This window comes from Streptococcus gallinaceus, assembly GCF_040545695.1.
Lineage (GTDB): Bacteria > Bacillota > Bacilli > Lactobacillales > Streptococcaceae > Streptococcus > Streptococcus gallinaceus.
The window spans coordinates 304,353-317,856 of the sequence record NZ_JBEPMK010000001.1 but is presented as its reverse complement, the minus strand read 5'-3'; the positions used below and the strand labels follow the sequence as shown (position 1 = coordinate 317,856).

Below are 13,504 nucleotides of genomic sequence, written 5' to 3'. Positions count from 1 at the left end.
TTATCCCTCGCTTAATACGTATTTGTTAACAGCCCAGGCAACTGCGTCTTCGTCATTGGTCATTGGTGTCACGACGTTTGCGACAGCTTTTACCTTGTCAGAGCCATTTGCCATGCAGAATCCGAGACCTGCCCACTCAATCATGGAAAAATCATTTTCTTCGTCGCCACATGTCATGACTTGGTCACGTGTCAATCCCAGATGAGCAATCAATTTTTCTAGACCATTTGCCTTGTGTACACCCTTAGGACTCCACTCCAGAATGATATCTCGTGATTTGAAAATTTCGAACTGCTCATGGAGTTCTTCTGGAATATCCTGAATCCGTTCATCCAAGTAATCTTGGGCGACAGCTGTGATTGCTTTGTTGAACTCAACACCAACTGGCAAGTCTGAAAACTCTGTTGGCAGATAATTCAAAAGTGGGTTGCAGGTTGGGTAGAGCGAGTCAACCGCAGAAGACAAAACATAGACATCGCCACCACGGACAATATCAAGAGGTAGTCCCAACTGGTTGGTTACTTCGCGAAGCTTTATCACTTCCTCCATTCCAAAGCCAATCTGGTCAATCACTTTACCAGTGTTGGTCTGGATCAAGCCTCCGTTGAAGGTCAGTGAGTATTGGTCATCTCCGATGAGGTCTAACTCTTTCAAGAATGGCTCTACTGCTGGTAAGGGGCGACCAGTTGTAATCACAACTTTCACGCCAGCCTGACTGGCTTTTTTCAAGGCTTCCTTGTTTGCAACCGATATTTCTTTTTGACTGTTCAATAGTGTCCCATCAAGATCCAGGGCGATTAGTTTGATTAACATGCAATTTCCTCCATATAGGTCATGACGGAACCCGTATCGTGGTCTCCGATAATTTCATCTGCTAAGGCTTTGATTTCTGGCTGAGCATTTTCAGGAACGACTGCCTTTCCTGCAAATTGCAACATTCCAACATCATTGAAGTTGTCTCCAAAAGCAAGTACCTCATCCGCCTGGATTCCTAATGTCTCACACAAATGTGCCAAACCATTTCCTTTGTCTACATGGTCCAACATAATATCCAAGCACTCAAAACCACTGGTCATGGATACAACACCTGGGATAGTCTCAGTCAACCACTCAGCCGCCGCCTTCAGCTCCTCAGGTACAAAATTAGCTCCAACTTTATAAATCTCATCCTCAACCTCTTCAAAATCATCTACCAAGATCAAGTCTGGATAATAATGCTTCATGAAGGCTAGGTATTCTGGACTAATACTCTTCAGGGCATAGGCACCATTTTTACCTGAAATGTGAATCGCATCAGCATTTTGGAAGCGACTTTCCTTGATACTTCGAACAATACCCATGTAAAGCTCACGAGGCATGATTTCCTCATAATAAATCTTATCCTTTGAGCGTACAACGGTACCATTTTCACCTAAAAAAAGCATCTGGTCTTCAAAGCCAGCAAATTCTCTTTCCAACGAAGAGAGGGCACGCCCACTTGCTGCTACAAAATAAATTCTTTTTTCACGAAGTTTTGGCAATAGTTTGGCTAGACGTTCGCGGTCAAACTGACTCTGATCATCTAAAAACGTACCATCCAAATCTGTCGCAATCAGTTTAATCATACAATTTTCTCCTAAGTTGATTTCAGGCTAGTAAACCTCAAAAAATAGGGCCTCGCCTGTTTCTATCCATTACAGAAAATGACTTGATTTTCTCTTTTCAATTATACCAAATAAGCGGATTTCTTACTAATCATAGTATTTAGTAAAAGAGAAAAATCTGTCTAATTCTGATTGGATTTCTCTATTTTTATACTATTCCTTCATCTTAGAAATCCACAGATAATCCGTTCATCTTATGACTCTCCTAACGATTATATCAAAATAGAACGTTTTCGACTAATGCTTTCCCGGATATTTAACGGATTTCTCTATCTTTTCAGACATAGCTAAAAAACAAAGTCCATTACGGACCTTGTTTTTTTTGAGAGAATTATTTCTTATCTTTTTTCTTTTTCAACAAGAAGAAGGCAACTGTGGCTATAACAAGTCCCAAAATACCTGCACTTTGAGCTTCTTTGCGTTTCTCCATCTCAGACTTGCTGACCGTGCCGTACCATCCAAATTCACGTTTTGGTACTGTCACACTTGTCTTGTATTTAGAGTCTTCAAACATCCATGAATTAAATACGCGAGGATAGTGCTGTAAGATATCTTTCCCTAAAGTATCAAACTTACGCATCAAAATCTTATCTTCTTGTGATTCAAGTGATTTTTTAGTGTCGTATGGCTCTTTTAGCACGTCAACTTTCAAGCCGTTAGAGTCACGCAACAAGTAAAAACGTGGAATAACCATTGCAGAACTACCGTGACTGCTGCTTGCATTGGCTGAATTTTCAACATAGAGACCCGTACCACCATAAACCGAAGTCTTCAGTTCATTTGGTTTATCGAGGGTATCTAGGACAGGTTCTACTTTCCAATCACCATAGAATCCTAGGTAAGGAATGGACAACCGTTGCTCGCCACTCTTCTCCGTTGGTTCAAAGTAGAGATACCCTTCTACGAAGTTATTCTTCTTCACGCCTGCGACATTAAGAGTAAACTCAACTGTTACTTTTCCGTTTTTAGGAACAGTCACTTCTCCATTGCGATTATCCTTAATGCTTGAACCTTCTGCAACCGCCGAATGAATTTCATTGATTGTCTCTGTTTTTACAGCTCCCTCATCTGCGCTCCAACTCTCGTCGTAACGTTTGACAACGGGCACTGTCGTTTCTTTCAACACCTTACCTGGTTTGATTTTATAGGAAACATCCTTATCTGAATAGTTGGTCAAGGTCAGGGTGAATTTGGTTTCATTACCAATTTCGCCTAGTTCTGCCGCTGGAATGTTGCGGTGGGTTTTATCAATTTTTCCATCTTTATTGGTGTCCCATGGATTGTTTTCATCGAGGCTATCATTTGGTACGGGGATATTTGGATTTTCTCGGGTGATGATAACATTGATTGACAGCATTTTATCAACATTGACCATCCCTGCACCTTGTGAACGTGGAGAATATTCCAATTTTCCACCCTCCTCAGCATGGCCACCTTTGGTCTTATCATCGTAGTTCGGATCTGCACCAGCCATTACCAAGGTTTTAAGAAACTCTGTCTTGTCCATTCCTTCCAATGTCGGAGCAAGTTCTTTTTGACGATAAATCGCTAAAGCTGAGACCGCTGATGTAATCAGAGTTGAGAATGAAGTCCCTGATTGATAACCGTATTTAGAACCAGATTCATCTACTTGTTCTGTTGACAAGATATTTTCAGCTGGGGCAACGACTTCTGGTTTCAAACGAAGAGTTGGTGTTGGTCCCCATTGGCTAAATCCTGCAACACCATTTCCGATTTTCAAGTCTTTTTTCTCAACCGAACGGTCAAAGGTTAGTTTAGTTGAGTAAGTTCCAGATGCTTGATTGACTTTTGCAACCAAGGCTTCACCGGCATCACCACTGATACTAATCGCCCAAACATTGAAATCTGGCTCCAATGTTGCTTGTGTGTAATCTGGACGGGTGCTATAAATATCCCGACCCTTGTGGTCAATTGCTCCATTAGCGATGATAATGCCCGCTGCTTTCACTTTGTCCGCTAGCTGCACTTTTTCGTAAACAGAATTATAGCCACATTTTACTAGAAGAGCTTTTTGTCTTTGAGGTTAACTCCGTAGCCAGCTACTTCATTGGTACCGTCTAATTCTTGTTGCGTTAAGAACCCAGCATCCACAATTTCAACATCTTTAGTGGATTTTGAATACAATTTTACAAAATTTTCAGCAATCGGTGCGAATACAAGATTGTCATCTCCGATTTTTACATTGTGCTCACGGCTCACACTATTTCGTGTGGCACCAACACCCATAGTAAAGTCCATAGCGGGGACCGCATCCATCATCTCAGTATCAGCTTGGTCCCAGACAGATCCATCTTGCTTGAACGCTTTATTGGCATAATTGTCAAATGAACTCGTTGAAGTTGAGGCATTTCCCATGGCACCAAGAACTAGTACACCTTTGCGGCAATCGTCCCTGCAATATGCATCCCATGTGAAGATTTCGTCCGACTGTCTCTTAGATTATTTTCATCATGGTCAGTATTATTGGTACCATAGGTAGCGATATAGTTTTTACCATAAGGAATTTTTTCAGTAAACTGGTAACCGTAAGTTCCTGAAGCAATTTTTGGTTGAAAGTCAACTTTACCATCCTTTCCATCGGTATCCAAACGCATACTCTTATGGTGAATATCCACCCCAGTATCCAGTGTAGCAATGACCAAGCCACGCCCATCCGCCTGGATGTTTTTATTTTTACCATAAACCTTGTCCACCGCCTGCACCAAATCTGAGCTAGTCACATCACGAGCATTCAACATGACCGGATTAAATTTCATTTTTGGGTCAGGCTTGCAAGAAACCACACCGGCTATGGCACGCAGTTGCTCACTGTACTCTTTATTGATTTCCACAGAGAAATCATTGATCAACGTGTTATATTCGACATCAATTTTAGCTCCTGGAATAGCAAGTACTGCTGCTTTTACAGCCTCTTTTTGACCTTCAGCCACACTGACGATAAAGTTTTTTCGAGGTTTTTCACCCTCTTCTATTTCCTTATTATACTCATCAGACAAAGCGTGGTACTCTGCACGTTTTTGCAAAGCACACTCATACATGGTGAGTGAGTGGCTGGCTACTTTCCGTCTGATTCTCTCGACTAGCGCCGTCTCAACTTCTGCGTGAACAGGCACACTTGAGCTAGTAGCAGATTGGCTACTAACGACAGCGAAAGAATGCGACTAAACTTTCTTTTCATACATTACTCCTTTGTTTTTATTGTTGCGTCATTTTATGATTGGCACATTATTTATTTTATACGAATTCTTTGTTAGGTTAACCTAGTTTTGTTATTATGCATCATTAATCCTAAGAGTTCTTTACTATTTTTTATAAAATGTGCATAGAAAAAAGCTTGAAACCAAAAGGTTTCAAGCTCTACTGGAAAGACTCATTTCAGTGATTTGAGCCTATTCCCCTTGTTTACATACTCTTCCATAAACTTCAACACCGCGCCATCATTACAGTGGCCGATGACTTGGTCTACTCGGTCTTTTACTTCTTGTCTGGCATTTTCTGTTGCGATAGCCAGTCCAGCAAAATCAAGCATTTCTAGGTCATTTTGATTGTCACCAAAAGCAACAATGTCTGCGGCAGTCACATCAAAATAGTCACAGAGTTTCTGTAAGCCAATCGCTTTGTTGACACCTGACAAGATAATATCCACCGAATCACCACCCGTAGTGACAGCCACTACTTGAGGAAATTTTTGATTGAGCCAAGCTTGCGCTTCTGCCATCTTTTCATCTGGAAAAGCAGCGACCATCTTGATAATATTTTCCGTCACCTGAGAAAATGAATCCACACGCTGAGTGTTAACATAAAACTGTGAAATCAAGTCAAAGTATTCAGGATGACTTTCCGTCAACATATAAGCACCCGTACGTGCTGACAAGACTGTCAGACCTTGGTTTCCGTAAGGCCCTTCTTCAATGGCATCGACAATCTCCAAGTAGGTTTCTTGAGGAATGGGCTCGTCTTCAAAAAGAATCTGACCTTGATAGGAAACAATCGAGCCGTTTTCCGCAACAAAAGCCATGTCATTTTCAAAGCCTGCAAATACTTTTTCCAAGCTCAAAAGTGGTCGACCACTGGCCGCCACAAAAAGGTAGCCCTTTTCTTTACAATCATCAAGGAGCTTTCGAAAAGCCACCTTATCAAAAGTATGGTCGGAAGCTAGGAAAGTTCCGTCCATATCACTTGCTAAAATTTTTTTCATTTTACAATTTTTCTACATCTTTCAACTTAACGGAGACAATCTTAGAGACACCAGACTCTTGCATGGTTACCCCATAAATGGCGTCTGCTGCTGCCATTGTCCCCTTGCGATGGGTCACAACGATAAACTGGCTGGACTTATCAAAGCGATTGAGGTAATCCCCAAACCGTTTGACATTAGCCTCATCAAGCGCCGCTTCAACCTCATCCAAAATCACAAAGGGAATGGTTTTGATACGGATGATTGAAAAGAGCAGAGCTAAGGCTGACAAGGCCTTTTCACCACCGGACATGAGATTGAGGGATTGAATTTTCTTACCTGGTGGCTGCACCGAAATCTCTACTCCAGCAGTCAAAAGGTCGCTCGAAGTCAGAATCAAGTCTGCCGAACCGCCACCAAACATTTGCTTAAAGGTCAATTGGAATGACTCGCGAATAGCATCAAATGTCACTTTGAAGCGCTCTTTTACCTCGTCGTCCATATCGTTGATTGTCGCTAAGAGCAAATCACGCGCAGACAAGACATCTTCACGCTGGCTAGATAGAAAGGCTAGGCGGCTATTGACTTCATCGTATTGTTCGATAGCATCCAAGTTGACCGGTCCAAGGGCACGAATGGCGCGCTCCAAGTCCTTGAGTTCCTTTTCAGCACTAGCCAAGTCTTCCAAAGTTTTCGCTTGCTGGTCGGCTTCATCAAAACTCATCTTGAAGTTCTCTGTCAGATTCAAGACCAGACTACGAAGCCGCTGTCCACCTTGCTCTACATCCGCTTCTAACTTGGCTTGACGACGAATGAGATCATCATTTTTCAGACGGGCTTGCTCCAAGTGACCTTCCAAATCTTCCAAACTTCCCTCAATATCCTCAAGCTCAAATTTCAAGCGTACAAGAGATTGATTGATATCCGTTTTCTTAGCTTGAGCCTGCTGAAGCTGCTCTTCCAACACTTCTAAGCTCGTGTCATCCATAGCCTCGATTTTTTGGTCAATAATGGTCTGCAAAATAGAAGATTCATGTTCAGCTTGACCAATTTCTTCACTCAAACGCTTGGATTCTGTCTGGGCAAATCGGATTTCACTGGTCAGTTGATTTTCTTCCACTTTTAACTGAGACTGAGAATTCTGTAGTTTTTGCAAACTCTCCTGAATGGCATCGCGATTGTGCTTCACTTCCTCGATTTGTCGATTTAATGCTACTTTTTTCTGTGCAAAATCTACCAAAGAAGCTTCCGTAGACACTTTCAATTCTTGTAGCTCAGAAAGATTGCCACCTGCAACTTGTCCCATTTGCAATTCGTACAAGCGGGTAATATCAGACATCCGCTCAAGAATTTGCTCGTGCGATAGGCGGCATTTCTGCTCTGCTAATCGAGCTGCTTCGCCCTCTTCTTTGATGGATTCTATGCGAGTACGGACCTCGTCCAAGGCATCTTTCACGTCGGCAACTTGTATTTCCTGACGGCGCAAGTCGGTTGATAATGCCTCAATCTCTACCAACAACTCATCCAATTCAGGCTTGATAAAGGTTGTGTTTTGGTTGCGATTGGCACCACCGGCAAAGGCACCACCTGGACGGATTTCTGAACCGTCTAAGGTTACTATTCTAACTTGGAAACGTGTAGCTCGCGCTGCTTGGTTGGCATGGTCAATCGTATCAAAAATTGCCGTCGCCCCCAGTAAGTTTTGGAAAATATTGGCCAAACGAGGCTCGTAAGAAACCAACTCATCCGCCCTCCCCAGATAACCTTGGGTCGCTTCTAATGTCTGTAAAAACTGGCCCGCAATTTGGCGCGGTTTAATGGTCGTAACAGGCAAGAAGGTCGCCCGTCCCTGACGATTTTGTTTAAGAAAAGCAATGGCACGCTTGGCAACCGCTTCATCTTCTACGATGATATTCTGGCTAGCACCGCCCAAGGCAATTTCCAAGGCAGTTTGATACTGAGTATCAAAGGTCAAATGCTCACTGACCGCTCCGATAACCCCACCCAGCTGTTCCTTGGCTTGCAAGACCGCTTTAACACCGGCATAGAAGTTGGAATGATTCTTCAAGATCGCTTCTAGACTGGCCTGACGCGCTCGTTTTGCCTTCACTTGGTCCAGCAAATCAAACATACTTGCTTGCTCCTGCTGATACCGGCTTTCCGCATCAACAAGTTCTGCTCGAGTCGTTTCATAACTAGCAAGAAGCGCCTTAAGAGTTTCCTCTGCAAGAGTCAATTCTGCTTGGCTTTTTTCTAATTCTTGCTCTGTCTTTTGCCGACTCTCCTCTAGTTTTTCCAATTCTTGAGACTGGCTTTCAGACTGATGGATTTGATTGGCGATTTCTTGCTCTAATTTGGTTAATTGATTGGACTGGTCAGCTTCTACCTGCATGAGTTTGACAAACTGCTCCCGCAAGTGTTCAATCACTTGATCTGGATCCTCTGAAAAATGCAAAATTTCTTGAGAAACTTGAGTCAAGCGCTCGCGTACTGCCTGCAGATCCTTTTTCAAATCTGCTTCATGAGATTCTTTTTCTAGCAGCTGCTTCTGCAAATGACCAAGCTTCTCAGCCAAGCCAGCCAGGCGCTCCTGAGCGTCTTTCTTGCTGGATTCATTTTGACTGGATTCCAGCTGATGAACTTCAATTTTTCGTTCCAAATCACTCACCAGACGTGTCACATCCAGTAAACTATTTTGCTCTTCATCCAGCTTCTCGGCAAATTGATGCCGCTTGCTCTTGAGTTCTTGATTTTCTTTCTCAAGTTGATCCCGTTGGGCATAGTACTCTGACAGCTCAGCACGTACTTGAGCTAGACTTTCTTCTTTGGCAGTCAACTCTGCTCGTCCACGACGAATCTGCTCTACCAAAACATCCAAGTAAAGCTCGCTTCGCTTGCCATCTAATTCTAAAAATTGTCTCGCAACTTGAGCTTGCTTTTCAAGCGGTTTAACCTGATTATCCAGCTCATAGATGATATCTTCCAAACGATCTAAATTGTCTTGAGTTTGGGACAATTTAGTCTCTGTCTCTTTTTTCCGAGTCTTGTATTTTAAAACGCCAGCAGCTTCTTCAAAAATCGCACGGCGTTCTTCCGGCTTAGAATTGAAAATTGCTTCCACACGACCTTGGGAAATGATTGAAAAAGAATCACGCCCCAGACCAGTATCCATGAAGAGATCGTGAATATCCCGCAGACGAACCTTTTGTCCATCAATCAGATACTCACTATCCCCCGACCGATAAATATGACGCTCAACCTTGATTTCAGCTGAACGATTGGCAATAAATCCCTTGCTATTGTCCAAAGTGACCGCCACTGAGGCATAATTGAGCGGCTTACGATTTTGAGTCCCAGCAAAAATTACATCAGGCATCTTGCCACCACGCAGACTTTTTGCGGAAGATTCCCCCAAGGCCCAACGCAGACTCTCTGTGATATTGGATTTTCCAGAACCATTTGGACCAACAACTGCGGTAACCCCTTGGTCGAACACCACTTTGGTCTTATCCGCAAAGGACTTAAACCCCTGCATCTCAATTGATTTCAAATACATTAGGAACGAGCCTCCACAGCATTCTTAGCGGCAGCTTGTTCTGCCATCTTCTTAGAACGACCAACTCCGCGACCGATGACTTGATTGTTGGCAGCGACTTCCACTTCGAATACCTTCTCATGTGCTGGTCCTGTCTCGCTGACAACCTTGTAGGCAATCTCAATTTCGCCATTAACCTGCAACATCTCTTGCAAAATCGTCTTGTAGTCTGTCACACGTTCAAAGGTGCCATTTTCCAGATGCGGAACCATGACTTGATAGAGGAATTTTTCAACCACATCCACCCCTTGATCCAACAAAAGAGCTCCTAGAAATGCCTCAAAGGCATCCCCTAGAATGGTTTCTCGGCTCCGACCACCGGATTTTTCTTCCCCTTTTCCCAAAAGAAGGTAGGCGTCAAATCCACAGGAACGCGAAAAGCCTGCCAAACTCTCCTCACGCACAAAGCTAGAGCGCATTTTGGACATTTCGCCCTCTGGTTTTTGAGGATACCGTTTGTACAGGTATTGAGATATGATTAGTTGTAGAACAGCGTCTCCTAAAAATTCCAAGCGTTCATTATGTGAAATTTTTAGAAGGCGGTGCTCATTTGCGTAAGAGGTGTGGGTAAAAGCTGTCTCAAAAAGACTCAAATCTTGTACGTGAATTCCAAATTCTCTCGCTAATTTTTCTCGTAAGTTTTCCATAAAAACTCCTTTTCATCAGTCCTTTTATTATACCATAAATCTAGCTGTCATCCTGTATTTGACCAGTAAAAAAACACGACTGAAGCCGTGTTTCTGTATTAACCAAGATATTCTTTTTGAAGCTCAAGCACTTCTTCTGCTGTTGAACATTCTGTAAGGGCACGGTTTGCGTACTCTTCCATTTTAGCAGTGTCAAGAGTCTTCATCAAGCTACGTGTACGAAGTACTGAAGTAGCTGACATTGAGAACTCATCCAAGCCCATTCCGACAAGAAGCGGAACTGCTTGTTGGTCACCAGCCATCTCACCACACATACCAGCCCATTTACCTTCAGCGTGAGCTGCTTTGATAACGTTGTTGATCAAACGGAGGATTGATGGGTTGTATGGTTGGTAGAGGTATGATACTTGTTCGTTCATACGGTCTGCAGCCATTGTGTATTGGATTAAGTCGTTTGTACCAATTGAGAAGAAGTCAACTTCTTTTGCAAATTGGTCAGCAAGCATAGCTGCTGCTGGGATTTCAATCATGATACCTACTTGGATATCATCTGCAACGGCAACACCTTCTGCAACCAATTTCGTTTTTTCTTCGTCGAATATAGCTTTAGCTGCGCGGAATTCTTTAAGAAGCGCAACCATTGGGAACATGATACGAAGTTGACCATGTACAGATGCACGAAGAAGGGCACGAATCTGTGTGCGGAACATAGCGTCCCCAGTTTCAGAGATAGAGATACGAAGAGCACGGAATCCAAGGAATGGGTTCATTTCATGTGGAAGGTCGAAGTAAGGAAGTTCCTTATCACCACCGATATCCATTGTACGAACCACGACTGGTTTGCCGTTCATGCCTTCAAGTACAGCTTTGTAAGCCTCGTACTGCTCATCTTCAGTTGGGAAGTCTTGTGAATCCATGTAAAGGAACTCTGTACGGTAAAGACCAACAGCTTCAGCACCGTTATCGTTTACACCTTCAACGTCTTTAGGTGTACCGATGTTGGCTGCCAATTCAAAGTGTTTGCCGTCAGCTGTTACAGTTTGAGCATCTTTCAGAAGAGCCCACTCAGCTTTTTGTTTAGCATATGCTTCACCAGCTTCTTTGAATGCTGCAATTTGTTCTTCTGTAGGATCAATGATGACTTCACCAGTAATACCGTTAACAGCAAGCATGTCGCCGTCTTTAACGATTTCAGTGATGTTGTTTGTACCAAGAACTGCTGCGATTTCAAGCGTACGCGCCATGATAGCAGAGTGACTTGTACGACCACCAATGTTTGTTACGAAAGCTTTTACAAATTGTTTGTTCAATTGAGCAGTATCAGAAGGTGTCAAGTCATGTGCAATCACGATTGACTCTTCATCGATTGTTGCTGGGTTTGGCAATTTTGCACCAAGAAGGTGAGCCAAGACACGTTTTGCAACGTCGCGGATATCTGCAGCGCGTTCTTGCATGTATGGGTTGTCTTCCATACCTTCAAAAATCGCGATGAACATATCTGTTACTTCTTTCAAACCAGTTTCGGCGTTTGTTTTCTTAGCACGGATCGTTTCTTTGATTTGACCAATCATTTCTGGGTCAGCAAGAACCATCAAATGAGCATCGAAAACCGCTGCGGCTTCTTCACCGAGGCTGTCTACTGCGTTCGCACGAATAAGAGAAAGCTCGTCTTGCGACGCCGCCAGAGCAGCATCTAGACGAGCTTCTTCTGCATTTGTATCTTCAACTGAAACAGTTTCAAATGACAAATCTGGTTGAACTAGTAGATATGCCTTAGCAACAGCAACACCGTCGGATGCTGCAATCCCTTTAAGCATTTCTGTCATAGTCTTATGCCAATCCTTCTTTGTCCATTGTTTCTGAGATAGCTGCGATAGCGTCATCAGCATCTGCACCTTCAGCAGTGATTGTTACATCAGCACCTTGACCAACACCAAGTGACATAACACCCATGATTGATTTCAAGTTAACTGATTTTTCTTTGTAGTTCAATGTAATATCTGAAGCGAATTTGCTAGCAGTTTGAACAAGCAAAGTTGCTGGACGTGCGTGGATACCTGTTTCTGCCACAATGTGGAAATCTTTTGAAGCCATGTTTGGTTTCTCCTTTGTTTTTTCAAAAATTGTAGGTTACTTGTGATAACCCTTACAATTCTATATTATACCATTTCTCACTTTCATTTTCAAGAATTTTCTATGCTACATTCAAATTTACAGTTTCAGAAAACAAGATTTCTCTATAATCTTTCAATGATTTTTTTAGAAAATTCCGAAGTGGAAAGTGCGTCTTTTCCAATCATTTGCGCAAAGTCAGCTGTGACTTGCCCTGATAAAATAGTCTCTTCGACTGCACGTGTAATCCGCTGCCCCGCTTCTTTCCAGCCTAGGTAATCCATCATCATGACAGCAGACAAGAGCAAGGAGCAAGGATTTGCCTTATCTTGACCAGCGATATCTGGTGCCGTCCCGTGTGTCGCCTCAAAGACAGCATGACCTGTCATATAGTTGATATTGGCTCCTGGCGAAATACCAATCCCTCCGACCTGAGCCGCTACCGCATCGCTGGCGTAATCGCCATTGAGATTGGTTAAAGCCACGACTTGGAAGTTTTCAGGGTGAAGAAGAATTTGCTGCAAGAAATTATCCGCAATGATGTCATTGACAAGAAGACGACCGTCTGCTAATTCTCTGGCAAATTCACGCTGGGCTAACTCGTAGCCCCACTTACGAAAACCACCTTCTGTGAACTTTTGAATATTTCCCTTATGAACAAGAGTCACTGTCGTCAAGTCATTGTCAAGGGCGAACTGGATTGCCGAACGAATCAGGCGTTCCGAGCCTTCTTGGGAAATGGGTTTTATTCCGATGGCCGATGTCTCTGGAAAGCGGATTTTAGTGACAGCCATTTCTTCTTGTAAAAATCGGATAACTCGCTCTACTTCTGCAGTTCCTTTTTCCCACTCGATACCCGCGTAGATATCTTCCGTATTTTCTCGGAAAATGACCACATTGGCCTTTTCAGGCTCCTTGAGCGGACTAGGAACTCCCTTAAAATACCGGACAGGCCGCACACAGGCAAATAAATCCAATTCCTGACGAAGCGCCACATTGAGCGAACGCATGCCCTCACCAACTGGCGTCCCAAGCGGTCCCTTGATAGCTACCAGACTCTCTTTGATAACTTTCAAAGTCTCCGCCGGCAAAGACGTTCCTGTCAAAGCAACAGCTTTTTCTCCAGCCAGAACTTCCTGCCAGGCAATAGAACACTGACCATCATAAGTCCTCTCAACTGCCCTGTCAACGATTTCTTGCACATTTTTCCAAATATCCTGCCCGACACCATCTCCTTCTATATAAGAGATAATGGGATGACTAGGCACCTGCAAAATGCCATCTTTCATGAAAATCTTCTCTGCCATAC

General features: G+C 43.2%; 11 protein-coding genes. All 11 read right to left on the bottom strand.

Annotated features, from left to right (window positions below; genetic code table 11):
• Positions 1 to 813: a Cof-type HAD-IIB family hydrolase gene (locus ABID27_RS01630; protein WP_354279775.1), complete on the bottom strand. Its 813-nt coding sequence runs from the start codon at positions 811 to 813 to the stop codon at positions 1 to 3.
• Entirely contained in the window at positions 807 to 1,604 is a 798-nt protein-coding gene (locus ABID27_RS01625; protein ID WP_354279773.1) for an HAD family hydrolase, read from the bottom strand. Before ABID27_RS01625 ends, ABID27_RS01630 begins: the two co-directional genes overlap by 7 nt.
• A 370-nt stretch (positions 1,605 to 1,974) precedes the next feature.
• The gene (locus ABID27_RS01620) at positions 1,975 to 3,612 is read right to left on the bottom strand and encodes an Fn3-like domain-containing protein (protein ID WP_354279771.1); all 1,638 of its coding nucleotides are present in this window, start codon (positions 3,610 to 3,612) and stop codon (positions 1,975 to 1,977) included.
• A 50-nt stretch (positions 3,613 to 3,662) separates the two neighbouring features.
• On the bottom strand, positions 3,663 to 4,019 hold the full coding sequence (locus ABID27_RS01615; protein ID WP_354279769.1) for a hypothetical protein: 357 nt from the start codon (positions 4,017 to 4,019) through the stop codon (positions 3,663 to 3,665).
• Positions 4,020 to 4,030: 11 nt separating this feature from the next.
• Entirely contained in the window at positions 4,031 to 4,777 is a 747-nt protein-coding gene (locus tag ABID27_RS01610) for a S8 family serine peptidase (RefSeq protein WP_354279767.1), read from the bottom strand.
• Positions 4,778 to 5,034: 257 nt separating this feature from the next.
• Positions 5,035 to 5,862 (bottom strand): Cof-type HAD-IIB family hydrolase, encoded by an 828-nt coding sequence (locus tag ABID27_RS01605; protein WP_354279765.1) that lies wholly within the window; start codon positions 5,860 to 5,862, stop codon positions 5,035 to 5,037.
• A 1-nt stretch (position 5,863) separates the two neighbouring features.
• Positions 5,864 to 9,397, bottom strand: coding sequence for a chromosome segregation protein SMC (gene smc, locus ABID27_RS01600; protein WP_354279763.1), 3,534 nt, complete (start codon positions 9,395 to 9,397; stop codon positions 5,864 to 5,866).
• Positions 9,397 to 10,083: a ribonuclease III gene (gene rnc, locus ABID27_RS01595; protein WP_253362856.1), complete on the bottom strand. Its 687-nt coding sequence runs from the start codon at positions 10,081 to 10,083 to the stop codon at positions 9,397 to 9,399. The genes smc and rnc overlap by 1 nt, the downstream gene beginning before the upstream one ends.
• Before the next feature lie 98 nt (positions 10,084 to 10,181).
• Entirely contained in the window at positions 10,182 to 11,909 is a 1,728-nt protein-coding gene (ptsP, locus tag ABID27_RS01590; RefSeq protein ID WP_354279760.1) for a phosphoenolpyruvate--protein phosphotransferase, read from the bottom strand.
• A 4-nt stretch (positions 11,910 to 11,913) separates the two neighbouring features.
• Positions 11,914 to 12,177 carry a phosphocarrier protein HPr gene (locus ABID27_RS01585; protein WP_049617645.1) on the bottom strand — a complete coding sequence of 88 codons (264 nt, stop codon included), beginning with the start codon at positions 12,175 to 12,177 and terminating at the stop codon, positions 11,914 to 11,916.
• A gap of 143 nt (positions 12,178 to 12,320) precedes the next feature.
• Positions 12,321 to 13,502 carry an NADP-dependent isocitrate dehydrogenase gene (gene icd, locus ABID27_RS01580; RefSeq protein ID WP_354279758.1) on the bottom strand — a complete coding sequence of 394 codons (1,182 nt, stop codon included), beginning with the start codon at positions 13,500 to 13,502 and terminating at the stop codon, positions 12,321 to 12,323.
• Positions 13,503 to 13,504 lie beyond the last annotated feature (2 nt).

What these genes read in the sequence shown, in the direction of transcription:
- ABID27_RS01630 (WP_354279775.1), bottom strand. Translation starts at nt 813, where the DNA reads ATGTTAATCAAACTAATCGCCCTGGATCTTGATGGGACACTATTGAAC.
- ABID27_RS01625 (WP_354279773.1), bottom strand. Translation starts at nt 1,604, where the DNA reads ATGATTAAACTGATTGCGACAGATTTGGATGGTACGTTTTTAGATGAT.
- ABID27_RS01615 (WP_354279769.1), bottom strand. Translation starts at nt 4,019, where the DNA reads ATGGGAAATGCCTCAACTTCAACGAGTTCATTTGACAATTATGCCAAT.
- ABID27_RS01605 (WP_354279765.1), bottom strand. Translation starts at nt 5,862, where the DNA reads ATGAAAAAAATTTTAGCAAGTGATATGGACGGAACTTTCCTAGCTTCC.
- smc (WP_354279763.1), bottom strand. Translation starts at nt 9,397, where the DNA reads ATGTATTTGAAATCAATTGAGATGCAGGGGTTTAAGTCCTTTGCGGAT.
- rnc (WP_253362856.1), bottom strand. Translation starts at nt 10,083, where the DNA reads ATGGAAAACTTACGAGAAAAATTAGCGAGAGAATTTGGAATTCACGTA.
- ptsP (WP_354279760.1), bottom strand. Translation starts at nt 11,909, where the DNA reads ATGACAGAAATGCTTAAAGGGATTGCAGCATCCGACGGTGTTGCTGTT.
- ABID27_RS01585 (WP_049617645.1), bottom strand. Translation starts at nt 12,177, where the DNA reads ATGGCTTCAAAAGATTTCCACATTGTGGCAGAAACAGGTATCCACGCA.
- icd (WP_354279758.1), bottom strand. Translation starts at nt 13,502, where the DNA reads ATGGCAGAGAAGATTTTCATGAAAGATGGCATTTTGCAGGTGCCTAGT.